The sequence below is a fragment of the Planococcus sp. 107-1 genome, from assembly GCF_021513255.1.
GTDB lineage: Bacteria > Bacillota > Bacilli > Bacillales_A > Planococcaceae > Planococcus.
Genome location: NZ_CP090977.1, coordinates 3230964 through 3250493 on the forward strand (window position 1 = coordinate 3230964; position 19530 = coordinate 3250493).

Consider the following 19530-nt stretch of genomic DNA (forward strand, 5'->3'; position numbering starts at 1 on the left):
TTCGGCTTTTTTTTTGTAAAGATTTAGTTTTTGCCTAATTTCACCCGCTGCAAGCGCAATGAATTTAAAACAACAGATACGGAACTGAAAGCCATTGCGGTGCCCGCTACCCAAGGGGCCAGCAAGCCAATTGCAGCAATCGGAATCCCGACCGTATTGTAGGCAAATGCCCAAAATAGGTTCTGTTTGATATTGCGCATCGTTTTCCGGCTCATGAGAATCGCTTCGGCAATGCTATTCAAGTCGCCGCGGATCAATGTGATATCGGCCGCTTCCATCGCAACATCCGTTCCGGTGCCGATTGCCATCCCGATATTGGCTGTGGCCAATGCCGGTGCGTCATTGATGCCGTCGCCGACCATCGCCACTTTTTTGCCTTCTAGCTGCAATTTTTTCACTTCGTCCGCTTTTCCTTCCGGCAGCACCTCTGCAATCACCGCGTCGACACCGACTTGTTTGCCGATTGCTTGTGCGGTCCGTTCGTTGTCGCCAGTCATCATGATGACGCGGATGCCCATTTTCTGAAGGCGTTTGATGGCCTCTTCCGATGTTTCTTTAATCGTATCGGCTACAGCAACGAGCCCTGCATATTCTCCGTTAATGGCTACTAGCATCGCTGTCTTGCCGACGCTTTCCAAACTTTCCATTTGCGGCATCACGGCTGACACGTCAATTCCATATTGCTCCATCAATTTCCGGGTACCGACGAGAACGCCTTGCCCTGAAACCGTCGATTGAATTCCATATCCCGGCACCGCTTCAAAATACTGAACTTGTCCAAGTTCAATCTCTTTTTCCTGAATTCCTTGGACAATGGCTTGTGCTAACGGATGCTCGGATTGTTTTTCGGCTGCTCCAATGAGTGCCAGAAACTTTTCTTGTTCCTGTCCATCTGCAAGGAGAACATCTGTCAGTACCGGTTTCCCGTGCGTGACAGTGCCTGTTTTATCGACCACGACGGTATCGATGCTTTGCGTCTGTTCCAAATGTTCGCCGCCTTTGAAAAGGATGCCCATTTCGGCTGACCGGCCAGAACCTGCCATGATCGATGTTGGGGTCGCAAGGCCGAGCGCACATGGACAAGCGATTACAAGCACGGCAATCAACACTTCAAGTGCCAGCGTAAAATTGCCCGGCTCCACCCAGATAAACCACACGAGGAAAGTCAGAATCGCAATGCCGACGACGATTGGCACGAAAATGCCCGAAATCTTATCTGCCATGCGCTGAATCGGCGCTTTGGTTCCTTGCGCATCTTCTACCACTTTAATGATTTGCGCGAGTGCGGTATCCCGTCCTACTTTAGTGGCTTTCATTTTAATGGATCCATTGCTGTTGATCGTTGAACCGTATAAAGCGTCGCCTTCGGTTTTATCGACCGGCAGGCTTTCTCCAGTCAGCATCGATTCATCCACCGCTGTCGACCCTTCCAGCACTTCTCCGTCAACCGGAATTTTTTCTCCCGGCTTCACGAAAATCGTATCGCCGATGACAACTTCTTCTAACAAAACTTCCCGTTCTTCGCCGCCGCGCAAAACCATTGCCGTTTTCGCCTGGAGTCCCATCAGTTTTTTGATGGCTTCTGAAGAGCGGCCTTTCGCTTTTGCTTCAAAGAGCTTTCCAAGGATAATCAATGTAATTAAAACCGCACTTGTTTCAAAATACAATTGCGCCCCGTGATGCGTCCCTGCCATCACGATTGCCTGATAGACCGAATAGAAATAGGCTGCGGATGTCCCTAGTACCACCAGCACGTCCATATTGGCACTGCCGTTGCGCAAGGCTTTATAAGCTCCCACGTAGAATTGTTTTCCGATGATAAACTGAACCGGAGTTGCCAGCAGCATTTGCACCCATGGATTCATCAGAAATTCCGGAACATAGAGAAACGACGTAAATGAAAAATGGCCGACCATTGTCCAGAGTAAGGGCAAAGATAAAATAGCTGAGATGATAAATTTCCGCTTCTGGTCCTGGATCGCCTTTTCGCGGTAATCAATTTGTTCGTGGTCTTCCTGTTTTTGATGGGCACCGTACCCTAATTTTTCTACCTTTTTGATGATATCGCCAATCGCCAGTTCAGATGGATTGAATTCAATTGTCGCTCTTTCAAGCGCTAAGTTGACGTTGGCTGATGCTACTCCGTCAAGTCGGCTAATGCCTTTTTCGATGCGGTCGCACAAGCTGCGCACGTCATGCCCGTAATATCAAATTCCGCTTTCTGTTTCACGACGCCATAGCCGAGCGCATCAATTTTCTTTTCAAAATCCGCTTCGCTAAGCTTTGATGGATCGTATTGGATAGACGATTTTTCAAGCGCTAAATTGACATTGGCTTTTTCGACGCCATCCATTCGGCTAATGCCTTTTTCAATGCGGGTGGCACAAGCTGCGCATGTCATGCCCGTAATCTGGAAATTTGCTTGCTTTGATTCAACTGCCATCGTTAGTCCTCCTCCCTTATACTGCTAGGGGGTATATTTTCGTTAAAAACAAAGAGTGCTGAAAAGCACTCTTATACGACGTCATATCCCTGATCTTCGATTGTTTCCTGGATTTTATCCAATGAAGTTTGGCTGTTATCGAACGCAACTGCCACTTCTCCTTTTTCAAGGTCCACTTTTACAGATGAGACGCCTTGCAGCTCTCCAACACTTGATTCCACTGCATTTACACAATGCGCGCAAGACATGCCTTCAACTTTCAATGTTTCATTCATTTGATATTCCTCCTAATGATTGATTTCCTTCAACTTACCATACCCCTAAAGGGTATACAATAGTTTTGCTTTGATTATTTCGTCATTGTCTTCATAACATCCATCAGCTCATTGATCGCTTCTTCGCCTTTGTTTTCTTTGATGGCTTTTGATACGCAATGATGTGTATGGTCTTCCAGCAACGCAAGTGACACTTTGTTCATCGCAGACTGAATGGCGCTTACTTGATGAAGAATATCTACGCAGTAACGGTCGTTTTCCACCATTTGATGGACTCCCCGTACTTGCCCTTCAATCCGCTTCAGCCGGTTCAAAAGCTGCTGTTTGTTTGGCTGCACTGTCGATTTGATTGTCTCTTCCATATAATGAACCTCCCGAATCATAATACCCTATACCCGTATTATAGAGTGAATCCGTAAAAATGTCAAAAAAGCGGATTGTTGCTTTTATTCGGCTGAAAGCTCGTTTTCGACGAGCCATTTATGATTTTTTATTTCTTCATTGCCTGAAGCGGGAGTGAAATCCACCATATAGACCGTGGTTTTTTCGACAGATTCAATTATGGCTTCGGCACCTTGCATTCCTTCCATATGGCTCGCATCGACTGTCACCTTATCACCTGCCTGAAAAGCCTCTTCCCCGGCGTTTTCAATTTCTTCATGGATGATCCATTTATGGTTTTCGACTCGTTCTCCTCCATTTTCAGGTGTGTAGGAAATGGCGTAGGCGATTGTATCAAAAGCACCGGCCACAGTTGCTTCGGCGCCTTGCATTCCTTCCATATGATCGGCATCCATAAGAACGCTGCTGCCTTCTTCATACTTAGGGTTTAGGGCCTTTTCCAAGCCATCCGGCAGCTCCCCTGTACTTGAATGTTCCATATGCCCGTTCTCATGGTCCATCGTTTCCTGGTTGCCGCTTTCGTTGCCGGAACAGGCAGCTAATGCCATGGCAATAGCCAACATGAGACCATACATGAGAAGATTTCTAAATTTCACGGTGATCGTCTCCTTTGCTGTTTGATAACGAGATGAAAAGTTTGGCTGCCCGCGCTATTGAAGAACCTTCCGTTGCTTCACCAATAATATACAATACCCCCCTATAGTATGTAAAGCGTTTTGGCCAATTAATAGCTATTTTTAAAAAAACGCTTGCAGGTGACCTTACGTCATCCGCTACGCTGAGAGTAAGAAGATAAATTTTGGAGGGAAAATAACCAATGAAAATGAATGTAACAATGAATCTCTGGAGTTGGAAAGAACTGCTGTACGTTTTGATTCTAACTTTAATGGCTGTACCTATTGTTATTGAATACGGACTTTTCCATTACTTACTTGGCCTTTTTGAAAATGAATTATACGCAGGCACTGCCACCGGGTTTGCCATGTCCCTCATCTTTTTGGGCGGACTGTATTTAATCGTTCTGAAGCCAAATCATCAATCTTGGAAAGCGTTCGGCGTGCAATCTTTTGCGATTAAGCATTGGAAGTTTATCCTTTGGTGGACGGTTATTTTAATTGTTGCCAGTATATTAATCGTCGTTGGCATGTCCTTCCTTGGCATCGGAACAGCTAACAGCAAAACGGAAAGCCTGCAGTCGCAGATGACGCTGCTGAATTTCGTGATTGCCTTTGTTTCTGCTGCAATCATCTCGCCTGTTTATGAAGAAATTTTCTATCGCGGGTTTCTTTACCGCTTTTTCAGCAGCCGCTTCGGCATCATTGCAGGACTCTTGATCAGTTCAACCATTTTCACGATTGTCCACATTCCAACCTATAATACCTTGCCTGTGAATTTTGTTTCCGGACTTATTTTTGCTTGGGCTTTCCAAAAAACCGGCTCGGTCATCCCTGGCATCATCATACACGGTGCTTTCAATGGACTGGCTGTCATCTTGACTTCATTCGCCTAAAAGTAAAACCCTTCAAAGCAAGAATGATCCTTGCCTCGAAGGGTTTATTTTCCCGCTGCCTTTTCCAAAAACTCAATGACGGCTGGATCAATGGGGTATAGACCTAATTGTTCAGACGCTTTGGCTGATTTTCGAACTTCCCAGAAGTCATCCGCCAACTGCAGATCATTTCCGAACGTTTCCGCTGAAAGAAAATTCATGTCTTCCACAATTAGCTGTGCCTCCACGGACTCAGGAGAAACACCATTTGCCAGGCAAAGCTCAATCCGTTTGATGAGGTTGATCCATTTTTTTGTCGAAACATCCGCGCTTTCAAGTTTTGGCAACGCCTGTTTCAACTGGCCTTGCTGCGCTTCAGAAAAATACCGGTTCCAATCCTTATCCTTTTTAGACTTCGCTACCAGTTCAATCAGGTCTTCCCAGTGAAGCGCCCCTTCCAAATCCAGTACATTCAGCAGCGATTGCGTATGGTCCATTGAAAGCTGAAGCCGTCCCATCTCTTCTGCCAGCAACGCTTTATGGGCAGTTAAAACTGCAGACAGTGATTGTTCCGAAAGAACTTTCCGACTGTCTTCAAGCGATAAGTCCAGCGATTTGAGCAGCAGGATTTTTTCCAGATCCAAAATTTCCGCATCCGAATAATACCGCTTGCCGCCCGCTTCTTTTTTTGCCGGCTGCACAAGCCCAATCTGATCGTAATAGCGGATGGTGCGGACAGAAACTGCTAATCGTTTTGCCAGTTCGCCTGTTGAAATGTAAACTGTGTCTTTTTCGGTTTCCAATCCTTTTCCCCCTACATTTTCATCGTCATTAATACTATCACGTTACAGAAGAGTTTATTTTTCCCTGCAATTCTTTTTTGTTTTTCATCAATGTATTCAGCCTTTCCGCTCCTAAGAACATTGCTGCAATCAAGACTGTCACGAAAATCGGAAAAATGCCGAGTGTCGTATAAGCTGCCAACGATCCGAGAAGTGGCGGGATAAACGTGCTGCCTGTATAAGCGAAAGCCATTTGATACCCCATAATCGACTGGGCATGCTCTCTGCCAAAACGCGCCGTCGTTTCATGCAGCATGCACGGAAAAATCGGTGCGAGGCCTAAACCGACTAGGATAAATCCTGCCAGTGAAATTCCGATCGGCAAAGGCAGTACGAGCAGTAAAGCACCTGTCAGTGCGATTAATTGGCCCATTCGGATTAAGGTTCGGTTGTTGACCCGGAACGTCACAAATCCGGTGATGAATCGGCCTACCGTGATTCCGCCAAAGTAAAACGAAACCCAACGTGCTGCCGTGTCGACTTCAAGCCCCTTCATCTCTACGAGGAAACTGCCGCCCCATAAGCCCATTGTGGCTTCAGCCCCGCAATAAAACAAAAAGGTGGCCAAAGCGAATTTCACGCCTTTGATCCGGAGCGGTTTTGTTTCTTTAAGCTTTTTGTTCTCTACAGGCAATGCGCCCTCTTTTGTCTGTTCTTCCGGAACCGATTTGGACTTTTCGTTTTTCTTCCATAAAGGAAGGGCAAAAAACAGAATCACCACTAAAGCGAATTGAATGCAGGCAATGATCAAATAGCCGTTCCGCCATGACCGTTCACCCGCTAATGAAAAGGCAAGAATGATGGGGCCAAGCGTAGCGCCGACTCCCCAGAAACTATGAAGCCAGCTCATATGATGCGCTTTGTAGTTTTCCGCTACGTAATGATTTAAGCCGGCATCAATCGATCCGGCCCCTAAACCAAGCGGGATGGCAAAAAGGAATAGCCAGAAAAGCGACGGCGAAAAAGAAAAGCCGAGCAAAGCAGCGGCCGTCATCAAACAACTGGCGAATGCGATTTTTCCCGTGCCGAAACGTTTCAGCAGCGTACCGCTCACTAAGCTTGAAAGAATGGTGCCTCCTGCAATGACCATGAACAAAAATCCGGCTGTTTCGAGCGGCGCGCCGTATGCAGGCTGCATAGCAGGCCAGGCAGCTCCAAGAAGTGAATCCGGCAAGCCAAGGCTGATAAATGCTAAATAGATGATGATCAGAAATAATACAGCCACGGGCAGTCCCTCCATTTATCAACAGTTCAATTCGGGTTGAGCATCAAACGAAGCCCAAGACTTTTCAGTCCATGCAAATAATCTTGTTTCCAGTCACTGCTTATAAGCTCCGGCAAATGTTCGGAAGGAATAAACTGCGAACTGGCTTCGGTAATTTCTTTTAATTCACTTTGAGAAATGTCTTCATAGCTGAAAATTATTTGATGGGGATTAAGGATGGCTGAAATCGAAGCTACCATGCGCCCTAATGCATCATTTCGGTTTTTTTGCTCCAGAGCCTGCCAGAAGTTCGCTTGGTCATATTGCGGAATCAACGAAATTTCGCCTGAAAAAAATGTACTTCCTCGCACTACATCGCCATTCACCATAATTCCAGCACCCGGACCATTCTGCCCTAAATAGATATAGACTAGCGATTGCTCAGCGCTCATTCCTTGATGGCGATGGTAGCCAAGAACAGCTGCATTCATGTCATTTTCAACTGCTGTCGGCATTGAAAAGCGCTTCTCAAGATGCGTTTTCAAATCGAAGTCTTGCAGCTGGCCGTAATCCGGTATGTAAATGACCCGTCCATTGTTGATTGCCCCAGGAACCCCTATCGAAAGCGAGCTGATTTTGGGATGTTTTTCCAAACAGCCAGTGATAAGAGCTTCCAATAATTCAATGCTGTTCCCTGTAAGAACGCTTGCTTCTGTTCCCTGCTCTTTTACTTTCCCGGCACAATTAAATAGGGCATAATGCGTTGCAGACTTTTCTAAGAAAACGGCCAGTCCCAAGCTATATTCAGGATTGTAAGCATAGCGCTTCGCTCTTCTACCGCCGCTTGAATCGTCTTGGCCAAGTTCTAACACTTCGCCTTCTTTCCCCATTTGCCCAAGGAATTTGCTGATAGTCGGAAAACTGATATCCAACGCTTCGCTCAGCTCTGCTTTCGTAGCGCTTCCAAGTTCCAAAAGGGTTGAGCGAATGCTTGTCGAAATTGCCTGCTTCATGGATTTAGGTGTTGTCATCAAGTCACCCATTCGATTTTCCGCTCCATTCCCCCAACTTATTAAACTTCTTTAATAAGTTTTTTTATTACTTTATCACCCGACTGGCCGGAAAACAATGGCTTTTTTTATCGTTTGTGACTTTTATAACAAGAACTTCTCTTTGAATAATGAAAGTTATAAGACAAAAAGCAAAAAGGATGGAAATTCAGCATCGGCTAGGTTAAAGTAATCTTCGTAGCTATAAGAGGAGATATTGTAAATAATGAAAAAGCAATCACAGAAAACATTATGGGCTCAAGTCGTGAAAACCGGAATCATCAAATCGAATCTGATTCCAATGGTGGCCGGATTGATGCTCGCTTTATACACATACGAGTACAGCTTTATCGACCATATTGACGACCTTATTCTGGCCTTTATCGGAACCGCCCTCATCATCGGGGCATCTGGTTCATTCAATAATATATACGACCGCGACATCGATGCGGTGATGGCCCGTACAAAAGGCCGTCCCACTGTAACGGGATCGATTTCCATCAAGAAAGTTGCTGTCGTGGCGGTCTTGCTGCTGGCTGTCGGTTTGACGCTATTGTATTTCACTTCCCCATTAGCCGCTTTTCTCGGCTTTTTAGGCGTTTTTTTCTACGTGGTCCCTTATACGATGTGGACCAAGCGCCATACTATTTGGAATACGGAAGTGGGAAGCATCTCAGGAGCAATGCCTCCTTTGATCGGCTGGGCTGCTGTGGCCCCTGATATTTGGCATCCGGCATGCTGGGCATTGTTTTTGATCATGGTCATTTGGCAAATGCCGCATTTTTACGCGATTGCCATCCGGAAACATGATGACTACGCTGCTGCGAAAATTCCTATGCTCCCTGTCGCCAAAGGGGCAAAACGCACTTTCCTGCAAAGCAATATCTATTTGGTTTTGCTGGTGCTGTCGAGTTTCCTGTTCCTGCCGCTTAGTCTCGGACTGACTTTGGTGTCGTTGCTGTTGGGCCTGATGTGGCTTGGACTCAGTCTTTTTGGTTCACGCAAGATGAAAGTGAAGGATTGGGCAAATAAAATGTTCCTATTCTCCCTCATCCATATGATGGTCATTTTCTTCACCGTCATCATCTACGCTTCGATCGGACTGGTTATGGCTTCAGTTTCCTAATGAAATAAATAAAAAAATCGACACATTGAAAAAGCAGGGATTCAGCATAGAGCTGGGTTCCTGCTTTTTTGCCGATTATAATGGCATCTGCACCTCTTAAGATTCCGCTGAATCACTTAGTACAATCCCGTCCCGCCGAGCTTCAGCCAAGTCTCCACAATGTAGTGATGGGCAAGTCTATCGTCTTCGAAGTTCTTTTTACTATAGATTTGTCCCCGCTCTCTGAAGAATGTGATCCACTTTCCGTTCTCCTTATAAGCATAGAACCCTTCGACCCGGTCCTCCTTGCCTTTCATCTTACTAAGCGGAAGGCCATGCACAGCGGTGTATGCGAGCACTTCTTCTTTGCTGACTGTGAAAACTTCGCTGTATTTGCTGTGCTCCATATTGTCAACGCCCAGTGTTTCACAAGCGAATTGATACGGATTTCCATAAAGCAAGACTTCTATTTGTTTTTGTTTGGCTACCATAAGTTCAGCTCCTCATTTATTTATTGTATACAAGCTTCTTACTTTGAGTATAACTTTCCAGTCCCCTTATTGCAGACTTCGGCATCAGCTTTCCTCCTAATAGAATAACTCCCATCTGTATTAAACAGATGGGAGTTATTCTTATCCGCGAAGCATATTACGGCCACCATTAACGGCAATAATCTGTCCGTTGATGTAACCTGAAGCATCAGATGCCAAGAAAACCATGACTGGAGCCATGTCACGGTCAACATCACCCATTTCCCCCGCATCGGAACTTTCATTTTTTCAGCAGCAAGAAACTTCGCACGCTCTTCTTCCTCTAAATGATCCAAGTATTCCTGATACATTGGGGTCTTCATTGTAGGGTTTACACAATTGCTGCGAATGTCATATTTTATCGCCCATTCATTAGCAATTGAACGTGTCCAAGAGAGGACAGCCCCTTTTGCCGCTGCATATAAAGCACCGTTTGGCTGGCCTGCTAATGCAACATCAGATGAGAAGTTGATGATAGCACCTTCTCCTTCTTGTGTTTTCATAATTTTACAAGCTGCTTGGTTGGCATAGATTGTACCATTGATATTTATTCCCCATACAAAGTCCATGTCTTCCGGCGTATAATTTTCAGCCGGTTTCAAAGATTCAATCCCTGCTACGTGGGCTAAGACATCAAGGCCTCCCATTTCCTTCGCTGCTTGATCAAATACAGAAAATACTTCTTCTGCATTTCCAATATTGCAATGGTAATAGGTCGCTTTTCCTGGACCCGCTTCGTTTGCCTCTCTCACAATTTCTTGTCCCCGCTCATCCGCTATATCTAAAACAGCTACAAGAGCTCCTTCACGTACGTAGGCTTTGACAGTTCCTGCTCCGATACCGCTAGCTCCGCCAGTCACGATAATGCGCTTCCCTTCTAATTGCATCCAAATCACTCCTTCATTTTGTTAGTTCCAGTATAATGAAAGCGTTCTCTGGAAAGCAGTCTCAAAGCAGCTCATCCGTTACACCAAAGGTGACATTCCGATAAAAATGTCACCTTTTCTTATTTTGTGATATATCCCGCCAAACTGGAATTGTCCATTTTTCATAATAGCTCGCCATTTTTTTAGGAGAGACGACCATGCCATCGCGGATCCACTTAATCAACAACATAGTATGCGATGCCGCATAAAAGTAAACGGTGTATTCTTTATCTTCCTGCGGCATATCGATGGATGCCAAAGATTGGCTCAGCATTTCAATATTATGCTTCAAAATAAATTCTTGAAGTGAATTTTGTCCGGTAAAGCTGCTGATGCCCGCATAAAAGTCCCGGTCTTCATAAACTTGCCGATACAGCCATTCCATCATCAACGCAACCGGCAAGTCGTCATGTGCTGCATAGAGCTTTCTCAATTCTTCAAAAGGCTGAATGAGGCTCTTTAATAGGATGTGTTCGATCACATCATTTTTATCTTTAAAATAACTATAAAAAGTTTTTCGCGATACTTGAGCTGTTTCACAGATTTGTGATACAGTCAGTTTTTCAAAGCTTTTCTTTACGACCAGCTCACGAAACCCCTTGATTAACTTATTTTTTGCAGAATGGCCCTGGTATTCTTTGCCGTCGACAATAGGCATATTCTCGTCCATCATTAGCAACCTCCGCCTCGTTTACCTAGTGATTCATTCTGTACCAGTTTATCAGCAAATGGATTTAGCAACTGAACTCTCTATCTTATTTCCAGCGCTGTCATTTAAAACAAGAGCAAGCCAAAATAGGCACTGCTCTCTTTTTGTATGCGATCATTTAATTTTCTGCAGACCTTCAACAATCTCCAACATCTCCGCCGAATCGATCGTACGGAAATCGAGGCAGACTTTTTCATCTTCAATCCGGGCAATGACCGGTGGGCGGGCATTTCGCATTTTTTTGGAAAGCTGCTCGGCGGAATAGCGCGCGTGGGATATAGCCGCGATGCAAGTCGGCAATTCTACGCCGGGCATCGTGCCTCCGCCTATTTGCGAAACACTTTCTCTAATATCGATTTGGAATGTGTCTGCCTGGAGCGCCATTTCAGCTGCAAAATCTTCAGTTTGTTTTTGGATTTTCTCGTAAGGTTTCATGATATCCCGGACCGTCGGAAGTTCGCGGGTCTTCATTTCGCCGGATAGATACGCTTTCACTGTTTCTTCCAAAGCAGCAAAACTCATTTTATCCACTCTTAAAACGCGCGCCAGTTGATGTTTTTTTAATCGGTCGATCAATTCCTTTTTCCCTGCAATAATGCCGGCCTGCGGTCCTCCAAGCAATTTGTCTCCGCTGAATGACACCAAGTCCACTCCCGCTTGGATCACTTCTTTGACTAGCGGCTCATCTCCGATTCCGTGCTTTTTGAAATCATATAAAGCCCCGCTCCCCAAATCTTCGTAGAACACCAACCCATCGTTATTGTTTTTTAATTCCACAAGCGCCTGAGTTTCTACATTTTCGGTAAAGCCGATCATTTTAAAATTGCTGGTATGGACTTTCATCACCATCGCGGTTTCTTCCGATAACGCATTCTCGTAATCGGCTCGATGTGTTTTATTCGTGGTGCCGACTTCGACCAAATGCGCTCCGCTTTCCTCCATGATGGAAGATACGCGGAAAGAGCCGCCGATTTCGACTAATTGCCCTCTGGAAACAATCACTTCACGGCCCTTTGCCAGGGCAGACAGCACCAAAAACACTGCCGCTGCGTTATTGTTCACGACCATCGCCGCTTCCGCTCCGGTCGCTTCTTTCAATAATTCCTCGATAATGTCGTGGCGTGACCCTCTTTTTCCGTCTGCCACTTGATATTCCAAATTCGAATAATGTCTGGCTGTCCTTGCGACATGTTCTACTGCCCGTTCACTCAGTTTCGAACGCCCTAAATTCGTATGAAGGACCGTACCCGTCCCGTTGATGACTCTCATCAGCCGGTCCTCATTCCACTTCGCGGCTTTTCTTTCAGCATTGCCAAAGATCAGTTCCGGAAAGTCCTGGTTTTCAGGTTCGTAAGGCAATTTGCCGTAAAGCAGCCGTTCACGCAGTGCCTGGACTTCCTGTTGGATGAATTTCGTCGCCTGTCCTGCAGTCAGCTCGTATTCGGCTATCAACCCGGCAAACCGTTCGTCTTTCTGCAATTCATGGACCGGCGGAATTTCACGAAGATAATCTCTCATCCTATTTCCTCATTTCCCAATAACTTTTTTCTATGATTCAGTCCATTTTCTCTGTTCATCTGTTCGGACTGTTATTTTCAATTCATCCAGCAATTCTAAAAACGGGATTAAGTATTTTCTTGAAACGCCAAGAACGTCTTTTGCTTGTTTTAGATTGAAGGCTCCACCTGTCGCCTCTTTCAGCTTAGCTATGGAATAATCCAAAGCTGAATGATGGATCAAAACCTCTTCTGTCAGGCGATAAGCCTTCCCTGTCTGAAGAAGATAAAATGTCAGATCCAGCAATTCCTGTTTCGGCACAGGTGAGCCGGCTGAATAACTGTCCCATTTTTCTGCTTGGAGTCCATCTTTTTGGAGCGCTGCAATCATCTGTTCCATCCGCGTTTTCCACTGTTTTGGAAGATGCGGCATAAATGAACCGAGTGCGATAAACTGGTCCGCTTTTTTCAATGCGCCTTCTCCGCCATTTTATCCAATGTGTATTCAATAAACAACTTCGGATAAACAGTGCTGAATGCCTGAACAAGCTCCGCTTTCCCTTGTCCCTGCCTCATCGGATGCATTTCATGGAAATGATTTAACCGTTCTGTTAATTCATCGGCTAATTTGATAAAAGATTTAAGCAGGCTATATCGCTGATTTCCGATTTCAAGCACTGTACCATTAGCTAAGAGCTCGTTGACCGTATCTTTCAGCACAGATTCATCAAGGGATGTTTGCTGGATCAGTTCTTTGAAATCCAGTACGACGTATTTTTGCAGCACATCGGCTAAAAGATCTTCCGGCGTCCCTTCTTTTATCTTCTGCAGCATCGCGATCGTCTCTTCCCCGAAACGGTATTTGCCGCCTTTCGGCTGAATTATCCAACCTCCGCCAAGCGTTTCGACCGGTGTCGGCCGGCGCAAGATGAACCGGTCGCCGCGGCGCACCACGATTTCTTCGTCAAGCCGGATTTGGCACAGCACTTCGCTTTCGCTTTGCGCGAGTTCATTGCGGTCGAAAAAGACGATTTTGCCCATCACTTCCGAGGTTCCCGTATGAATTTTGACCGGAGCCCGCTGCTTTAATGGAACAAATGGGCTATCCACGAGTTCTAACGCAATATCAAGCGTGTCCGTCACAAGAAAGTGTTCGGATGATACGAGTACGTCTCCGCGCAAAATTTCATCTTTTTCAATCCCGCCGAGATTAATCGCCGTGCGCTGGCCGGCACGCGCAAACTCCTGCTCTTCATTATGAACTTGAATTTGGCGCGCTTTTACACTCGCGCCTTTTGGCAGAACAGTCAACTGGCTTCCCTTTTGGACGGCGCCTTCATAAATCGTGCCTCTGACTACGGTCCCTTGGCCTTGAACCGAAAAAACCTGGTCAATCGGCAAACGGAAAGATCCGTATGCGTCACGAAGCTGCACTTGTTTTAATTCCTCGGAAATGGCCCCTTTCAAATCCTCGATGCCTTTCCCAGACAAGCTGTCGACTAAGACATAGGGGGCTTCATCAAAAATGGTGCCCGCTAACCGGTCCCGAATGTCCTCTTCAACAAGTTCGAGCATGACTTCATCGACCCGGTCGATTTTCGAAATCGCTACAATGCAGCGCTTGATGCCGAGGAATTGAAGAATTTCAAGGTGTTCTTCCGTCTGCGGCATCACGCCTTCATCCGCTGCCACGACCAGAACAACCAAGTCGATGCCTGCGACGCCTGCAATCATTTGACGGATGAATTTTTCATGCCCAGGCACATCGACAATCGAAACATGGGTGCCATCTTCCGTTTGGAGCGGCGCATAGCCTGGTTCGATGGAAATGCCCGCTCTTTTTCCTCTTTCAATCGGTCCGTATCAACGTTTGTCAGGGCTTTCGTCAACGTGGTCTTCCCGTGGTCAATATGCCCTGCCATTCCGATCGTATAATAAGTTTCGGCCATTGCCTTCACACACTTTCTCTGATTGATTCGTATCTTTACTTTAAGCTTTGGCGAGTGCGTATTCAAGGAAAGGAATTCACGTAGAAATCCGCTTTGTTGCACTCCTCGTTTTTTCGTTATAAACTGAAACAGGTTCATCTATGGGGTTGGATGGGTGACTGGTGTCTTCCTGGGTCTTCAAAACCCTGAGGGGCCTGCGTGCCAGGCTCGGTGGGTTCGATTCCCACACAATCCCGCCATACATAGTTAGTGGAAACCGCCTGCGGGCGGTTTTTTATTTTTTATTTTGAATCTGCTTGGCATACTTAAAACTTTTCCTTTTCAGTGCACTAAAGCATTAAAAGTGACAAATAAGCATGAATTCATGATAATTGGAAGAGGAATTTCTATTCTGTATTTCCTCAACCATGCTCGAATTTGAGTAGATGAAGGACTGAAAAGCATGAAAATTATTTTAGCTTCACCTAATTTTCCTCAGCCCCGTGGAAATACGGTAACCGTCCAGCGAATTTCCGATAATCTGCAGAAGCTCGGGGTTGAATCAGTGATCATCTCTACAACCGATGACCGTTCTGCACAGTCGCTTCCCGAAGCTGATCTTGTGCATGGATTCCATGCCTACCAGTTTTATCAGTTTATGAAGAAATTAGCAGCTCCGCCCAAAAGATATGTCGTCACTTTGACCGGAACTGATCTGAACCTCGACTTATTCGATAAGGATAAGCGGAATGATGTCCTTTCTTCTTTAAGAGGCGCTTCGGCTGTGCATGTTTTTGATGCTCAGGCTGCGGGCATACTAGTAGAAGAATTACCTGAAATCGCCGAGAAGATTTCGGTCATCGCTCAAGGCAATAGTGTTTTTTCGGATTCGGATGCTCCTGCATTGAAAGAGCCGGGTACTTTTCTCTTCATTCTTCCGGCAGGCATCCGCAAAGTGAAAAATGTACCGGCAGCGATTGAAATGCTGGCAGAACTTCATAAATTGAAGCCGGAGATCCGGCTATGGATTGCGGGCCCGGTCCTTGAAGAGGACGAGGGCAAAACTGTTTTGGGACTTGTACAGAAACACAGCGGCTGGGTTTCTTACCTTGGCCAGCTTCCCCATTCTTCTATGGGGTCCCTTTACGAACAGGCAGACGTTCTGCTCAACACTTCCCTTGCTGAAGGCCAGCCTGCTGCGATTTTAGAAGCGATGGGTTATGGGTGCGCTGTATTGGTTTCCGACGTCCAAGGCAACAATGGCATTGTGTCCCATTTAGAAACAGGTTTGCTTTACAAGAACAAATCTGAATTTCTAGCGCATGCAAGGCGATTGATGGAAAATAGCGAACTAAGGCAAAATGTCGGGATGAATGCCAAAAAGCGGATTGCTGAACAGCATTCTGGCCAGAACGAGGCGGAAAAGTTTCTCGAAATTTACAAAAAGATTTTAAATTGACTTATTAAAGGAGAGAATACAAATGGCTGAAAAAGAAAACGTACGTTTAACGACTTTATCAACTAAAGGCGGCTGAGGCTGCAAAATTGGTCCTGAGGACCTGGCGCAGGTTCTGCGCCATTTACCGAGAAATGTGCAAGACCCTAATCTGCTTGTCGGCTTAGATACAGCTGATGATGCCGGTGTCTACAAAATCAACGACGAAGTCGCACTTGTGCAGACTTTGGACTTTTTCACACCGATTGTCGACGATCCTTATATGTTCGGGCAAATCGGTGCCGCAAATTCATTGAGCGACGTTTATGCCATGGGCGGAAAACCGCTGACGGTCATGAATATCGTTGCTTTCCCTATCAATACCTTGGATAAAAGCATCTTGGCAGATATTTTAGCCGGTGCTTCCGATAAAGTGAAAGAATCCGGCGCTACTTTGGTCGGCGGCCACTCCATCGACGATAAGGAACCGAAGTTTGGCCTTTCAGTCACAGGCACGATCCATCCAGAGCGCATCCGTTCGAATGCGGGCGCAAAACCGGGCGACCGTTTGATTTTGACGAAACCGATTGGTGTCGGCATCTTAACCACGGCTATCAAACAGGATATTTTGGAAAAAGAAGATTTGGAAGAAGTCATGAATGTTATGGCTGCTTTGAACAAGGATGCGGCAGAAGCGATGGAGAATTACCAGGTCAACGCTTGTACCGATATTACTGGTTTCGGACTCCTTGGACACACCATGGAAATCGCAAAAGGCGGAAACGTCGGTGTCACGATTTCCAATAAAGACGTTCCAGTCTTGTCCAAAGCAAGAGAACTTGCTGAGAAGCACGTGATTCCTGGCGGCACTTACAAGAATCATAGTTGGCTAGCGGACGACATCGATTACAGCAGCGATATCAGCAAACTCGATCAATTGATCCTTTGCGATGCTGTTACCTCGGGCGGCCTCTTGATTTCTGTTCCTGCTGATGAAGCGGATGCGCTGCAGCGCGACTTGTTGGAACGTAATGTCCAATCTTCTATTGTTGGAGAAGTGACAAGCGAAAATGCCGGAAGAATCCGCGTCATTTAATTTTCGAAGATCTATAGGGAATAATCTATTAACCCACAAGGGCTCTACATGAGCCCTTGTTTTCCGATTTAATGGAACCATACTAAAAATGAGGTGTGCAAGTTGAAAAAGTGGAATTTATTGGCATTCGCGTTGGTTTTGGCATTGATATTGTCAGCCTGCGGCAATGCTTCAGAAGATGAAAGTTCAGAGTCCGGCAATAAAGAAGAAGCGAAAGACGCCTTTACGATCGGCGTTATTCCCGTTCAAACTGAAGGCGAAATGGATACGGCCATGACAAAGCTTCAAACGCTTTTGAGCGAAGAGCTTGACCGCGAAGTTTCTATTGAGGTCTATCCAGACTATAACGGCGTTGTAGAAGCGATGAATTACGATCAAATCGATATGGCTTATTTAGGGCCTCTCACTTACGTTATCGCTGAAGCAAGCAGCAACGCAAAAGCGATTATCACGCAATTGATCGATGGGAAGCCTTATTACCATTCTTACATCATTACGCATAAAGACAGCCCGTTGACTTCCATGGAAGATTTGGTGGCAAATGCAGGGGAAACGAATTTTGCGTTTGGTGACCCGAACTCAACTTCAGGTGCATTGATCCCGATGATTGAATTGCAGGACCAGGGTGTCTATAAATCAGAAGATGAGCATGATTTCGCTTCAGTGCGCTTTACAGGATCACACGATGCTACAGCATTAGCTGTCCAGAATAAACAAGTCGATGCAGCCGCGATTGACAGCGCCATTTATGATCAGCTGGTCGAATCCGGCAAAGTGGATGGCGAACAGTTTAAAACGATCTGGCAATCTGAGGAATTGTTCCAATACCCTTGGGCAGTCCTTGAAAGCACAGACGAGGAAACGATCAAGACTTTACAGGAAACTTTCTTGGCTATCGAAGACCCTGAAATTTTAGGTGCATTCGGAGCAAGCGGGTTTACTGAAGCTTCAAACGAAGATTATGAAAGCATTAAACAGGCAGCAATTCAGCAGGGAATCATTAAAGAATAGAGTTGATCCGTGTGTGGTTTAAAAAAAGCAATTTCCTTACATTAGCTATACTGATCTTACTGGTGTTCTTCAGCATGCGGCTGACGGAATTCGATTTGTCGAAATTCAAGGATTTCCGCAATATGATCGACTTCTTGTCGCAATGGTTCCCGATGGACTTCTCTTTGCTTCCGAATATGGTGCAGGATACGCTTGAAACCTTGGCAATGGCGTTCCTCGGGAGTGTCTTTGGTTTGATTATTGCCTTGCCGATCAGCTTCTTGGCTGCACGCAACACGTCGCCTTCACCGATTCTTTTCCAATTTTCGCGAATTGCGCTGAGCTTTGTACGCTCGATTCCGGAAATTGTGTTCGGGTTGATTTTGCTGACCACTTTAGGCCTTGGACCATTCCCTGCCGTTATCGCGATTATGTTCCACAATATCGGCGTATTCGGAAAACTGATTTCGGAATTGATCGAAGCTGCCGATCCTGGTCCGCAAGAAGCGATGAAAGCAGTCGGCTCGAAAACTTGGGTGGCGAATCTTTTCAGCATTTTGCCGCAAATTTGGCCGAATGTGCTGTCTCAATTTTTCTATCGCTTCGAAGTGGCCATCCGCACTTCCCTGATTCTCGGATTTATCGGCGGCGGCGGAATCGGACAGCGGCTGTTCAATGATTTCAAGACCTTCCAATACTCTTCCGTTTCACTTGATGTGCTGATCATCATGATTATGGTTATTATCATCGACTTCTTGGCCAGCTCCATCCGGAAGCGGATTATATGAAGGAGGCAGAATCATGATTGAAATAAAGAATTTATCGGTGCTTTATGCCGGAAATACCGAAGAGTCGCTTTCAGATGTGAATCTTTCTCTTCAAAAAGGAGATTTTATCTGCGTACTCGGAAAAAGCGGTGCCGGGAAATCGACTTTTATCCGCTGCATCAACGGTTTGCAAAAACCGACCGGCGGAGAAATTCTCCTGGACGGAAAAACGATCACTTATGCAAAAGAAGAAGATCTGCGGAAAATACGCCGGGAAATGGGAATGATTTTTCAGCATTTCAATTTGATTCCCCGTCTCAGCGTTTTGCAAAATGTCATGACGGGAACATTCGGCTACCGCAATTCTTTTAAAAATCTTTTCGGCATGTTTACGGCTGAAGAATTAAAGCGGGCTAGAAGCGTCATTGCCGAAGTCGGATTAGCTGAAATGGCCACTCGACGGATTGAAAATCTAAGCGGCGGCCAAAAACAGCGCGTCGGCATTGCACGGGCACTTGTCCAGCAGCCGCGTGTTTTGCTCGGCGATGAACCGGTCGCAAGTCTAGATCCCGGAACATCTGACCGCATCTTTACGCTATTGAAAGAAATGCATGAACGCCTTGGACTGTTGACCATTATTAATGTCCACGACATTGAACTGGCCAAGCGCTACGCGACACGTATTGTGGCATTAAAAGACGGAAAAGTGATTTTTGATGGGCTTCCGAAAGATTTCAAGGAAGCCGAGTACCAGGAAACTTACGAATCCCAATCGGCAGATGCATACTTTGGCGCCGAAATCTGACATCAAAAGGAGTTTTTTGGATGATTAAAAGCCCTTGAG

18 protein-coding genes, 1 tRNA gene and 3 pseudogenes are annotated in these 19530 nt (G+C 45.8%); 8 read left to right on the plus strand and 14 right to left on the minus strand.

Translation table 11 applies throughout. The annotated features are described in order from the left end of the window. Positions 1-23: 23 nt before the first annotated feature. From L0M13_RS16815 to L0M13_RS16830, 4 genes and pseudogenes are all read right to left on the minus strand, one after another. A pseudogene (locus tag L0M13_RS16815) lies at positions 24-2443 on the minus strand (heavy metal translocating P-type ATPase). A 71-nt stretch (positions 2444-2514) separates the two neighbouring features. Continuing rightward, entirely contained in the window at positions 2515-2718 is a 204-nt protein-coding gene (gene copZ / locus L0M13_RS16820) for a copper chaperone CopZ (RefSeq protein ID WP_052649851.1), read from the minus strand. Positions 2719-2792: 74 nt separating this feature from the next. Then, positions 2793-3080: a metal-sensitive transcriptional regulator gene (locus L0M13_RS16825; protein ID WP_052649850.1), complete on the minus strand. Its 288-nt coding sequence runs from the start codon at positions 3078-3080 to the stop codon at positions 2793-2795. A gap of 84 nt (positions 3081-3164) precedes the next feature. Next, entirely contained in the window at positions 3165-3716 is a 552-nt protein-coding gene (locus L0M13_RS16830; protein WP_235197578.1) for a YdhK family protein, read from the minus strand. A gap of 221 nt (positions 3717-3937) precedes the next feature. Here L0M13_RS16830 and L0M13_RS16835 point away from each other — a divergent pair, with 221 nt between their 5' ends. Then, positions 3938-4630, plus strand: coding sequence for a CPBP family intramembrane glutamic endopeptidase (locus L0M13_RS16835; RefSeq protein ID WP_235197579.1), 693 nt, complete (start codon positions 3938-3940; stop codon positions 4628-4630). A 44-nt stretch (positions 4631-4674) separates the two neighbouring features. On the opposite strand, the gene L0M13_RS16840 is transcribed toward L0M13_RS16835, so the two are convergent. Genes L0M13_RS16840 through L0M13_RS16850 form a run of 3 tightly spaced genes read right to left on the minus strand, consistent with a single transcriptional unit; the run spans position 4675 to position 7698 of the window. Further along, entirely contained in the window at positions 4675-5412 is a 738-nt protein-coding gene (locus L0M13_RS16840) for a MerR family transcriptional regulator (RefSeq protein WP_235197580.1), read from the minus strand. Between the two features lie 37 nt (positions 5413-5449). After that, positions 5450-6676, minus strand: a complete 1227-nt coding sequence (locus tag L0M13_RS16845; protein ID WP_235197581.1) for an MFS transporter — start codon at positions 6674-6676, stop codon at positions 5450-5452. 26 nt (positions 6677-6702) lie between these two features. Beyond that, on the minus strand, positions 6703-7698 hold the full coding sequence (locus L0M13_RS16850; protein ID WP_235197582.1) for an ROK family transcriptional regulator: 996 nt from the start codon (positions 7696-7698) through the stop codon (positions 6703-6705). Positions 7699-7930: 232 nt separating this feature from the next. On the opposite strand from L0M13_RS16850, the gene cyoE reads away from it, so the two are divergent. After that, positions 7931-8830: a heme o synthase gene (cyoE, locus tag L0M13_RS16855; RefSeq protein ID WP_235197583.1), complete on the plus strand. Its 900-nt coding sequence runs from the start codon at positions 7931-7933 to the stop codon at positions 8828-8830. Positions 8831-8946: 116 nt separating this feature from the next. Here the strand turns inward: cyoE and L0M13_RS16860 are convergent, their stop codons facing one another. The 7 genes and pseudogenes from L0M13_RS16860 to selB all read right to left on the minus strand — a co-directional run bounded on the left by L0M13_RS16860 (position 8947) and on the right by selB (position 14557). Next, the gene (locus tag L0M13_RS16860; RefSeq protein WP_235197584.1) at positions 8947-9300 is read right to left on the minus strand and encodes a hypothetical protein; all 354 of its coding nucleotides are present in this window, start codon (positions 9298-9300) and stop codon (positions 8947-8949) included. Between the two features lie 141 nt (positions 9301-9441). Next, a complete protein-coding gene (locus L0M13_RS18800) occupies positions 9442-9561 on the minus strand; it encodes an SDR family oxidoreductase (protein WP_397443550.1) in 120 nt (39 codons plus the stop codon). A gap of 80 nt (positions 9562-9641) precedes the next feature. Next, positions 9642-10226: pseudogene (locus L0M13_RS16865) on the minus strand (SDR family NAD(P)-dependent oxidoreductase); the annotation flags it as partial. 109 nt (positions 10227-10335) lie between these two features. Continuing rightward, on the minus strand, positions 10336-10938 hold the full coding sequence (locus L0M13_RS16870) for a TetR/AcrR family transcriptional regulator (protein WP_235197585.1): 603 nt from the start codon (positions 10936-10938) through the stop codon (positions 10336-10338). Between the two features lie 150 nt (positions 10939-11088). Beyond that, on the minus strand, positions 11089-12492 hold the full coding sequence (gene selA / locus L0M13_RS16875; protein ID WP_235197586.1) for an L-seryl-tRNA(Sec) selenium transferase: 1404 nt from the start codon (positions 12490-12492) through the stop codon (positions 11089-11091). A 30-nt stretch (positions 12493-12522) separates the two neighbouring features. Continuing rightward, positions 12523-12942 carry a SelB domain-containing protein gene (locus tag L0M13_RS18640; RefSeq protein ID WP_311195586.1) on the minus strand — a complete coding sequence of 140 codons (420 nt, stop codon included), beginning with the start codon at positions 12940-12942 and terminating at the stop codon, positions 12523-12525. Then, positions 12939-14557: pseudogene (gene selB, locus L0M13_RS16880) on the minus strand (selenocysteine-specific translation elongation factor). The gene L0M13_RS18640 and the pseudogene selB overlap by 4 nt, the downstream one beginning before the upstream one ends. A 4-nt stretch (positions 14558-14561) precedes the next feature. On the opposite strand from selB, the gene L0M13_RS16885 reads away from it, so the two are divergent. From L0M13_RS16885 to phnC, 6 genes are all read left to right on the plus strand, one after another. Continuing rightward, positions 14562-14658: transfer RNA gene (locus tag L0M13_RS16885), tRNA-Sec, on the plus strand. Between the two features lie 203 nt (positions 14659-14861). Next, positions 14862-15857, plus strand: coding sequence for a glycosyltransferase family 4 protein (locus L0M13_RS16890; RefSeq protein WP_235197587.1), 996 nt, complete (start codon positions 14862-14864; stop codon positions 15855-15857). Positions 15858-15879: 22 nt separating this feature from the next. Further along, positions 15880-16929: a selenide, water dikinase SelD gene (gene selD, locus L0M13_RS16895; RefSeq protein ID WP_235197588.1), complete on the plus strand. Its 1050-nt coding sequence runs from the start codon at positions 15880-15882 to the stop codon at positions 16927-16929. A 102-nt stretch (positions 16930-17031) separates the two neighbouring features. Continuing rightward, positions 17032-17940, plus strand: coding sequence for a phosphate/phosphite/phosphonate ABC transporter substrate-binding protein (gene phnD, locus L0M13_RS16900; RefSeq protein WP_235197589.1), 909 nt, complete (start codon positions 17032-17034; stop codon positions 17938-17940). An 11-nt stretch (positions 17941-17951) separates the two neighbouring features. Next, entirely contained in the window at positions 17952-18707 is a 756-nt protein-coding gene (gene phnE / locus L0M13_RS16905) for a phosphonate ABC transporter, permease protein PhnE (protein WP_235197590.1), read from the plus strand. 13 nt (positions 18708-18720) lie between these two features. Further along, positions 18721-19491, plus strand: a complete 771-nt coding sequence (phnC, locus tag L0M13_RS16910) for a phosphonate ABC transporter ATP-binding protein (protein WP_235197591.1) — start codon at positions 18721-18723, stop codon at positions 19489-19491. The last annotated feature ends 39 nt before the right edge of the window (positions 19492-19530 follow it).

Bases quoted from the DNA above. Each gene is read 5' to 3' on its own strand.
- selA (WP_235197586.1), bottom strand. From the start codon at position 12,492: ATGAGAGATTATCTTCGTGAAATTCCGCCGGTCCATGAATTGCAGAAA.
- L0M13_RS16835 (WP_235197579.1), top strand. From the start codon at position 3,938: ATGAAAATGAATGTAACAATGAATCTCTGGAGTTGGAAAGAACTGCTG.
- L0M13_RS16825 (WP_052649850.1), bottom strand. From the start codon at position 3,080: ATGGAAGAGACAATCAAATCGACAGTGCAGCCAAACAAACAGCAGCTT.
- L0M13_RS18800 (WP_397443550.1), bottom strand. From the start codon at position 9,561: ATGGGTGATGTTGACCGTGACATGGCTCCAGTCATGGTTTTCTTGGCA.
- L0M13_RS16890 (WP_235197587.1), top strand. From the start codon at position 14,862: ATGAAAATTATTTTAGCTTCACCTAATTTTCCTCAGCCCCGTGGAAAT.
- cyoE (WP_235197583.1), top strand. From the start codon at position 7,931: ATGAAAAAGCAATCACAGAAAACATTATGGGCTCAAGTCGTGAAAACC.
- copZ (WP_052649851.1), bottom strand. From the start codon at position 2,718: ATGAATGAAACATTGAAAGTTGAAGGCATGTCTTGCGCGCATTGTGTA.
- phnC (WP_235197591.1), top strand. From the start codon at position 18,721: ATGATTGAAATAAAGAATTTATCGGTGCTTTATGCCGGAAATACCGAA.
- L0M13_RS16870 (WP_235197585.1), bottom strand. From the start codon at position 10,938: ATGATGGACGAGAATATGCCTATTGTCGACGGCAAAGAATACCAGGGC.
- L0M13_RS16850 (WP_235197582.1), bottom strand. From the start codon at position 7,698: ATGGGTGACTTGATGACAACACCTAAATCCATGAAGCAGGCAATTTCG.
- L0M13_RS16860 (WP_235197584.1), bottom strand. From the start codon at position 9,300: ATGGTAGCCAAACAAAAACAAATAGAAGTCTTGCTTTATGGAAATCCG.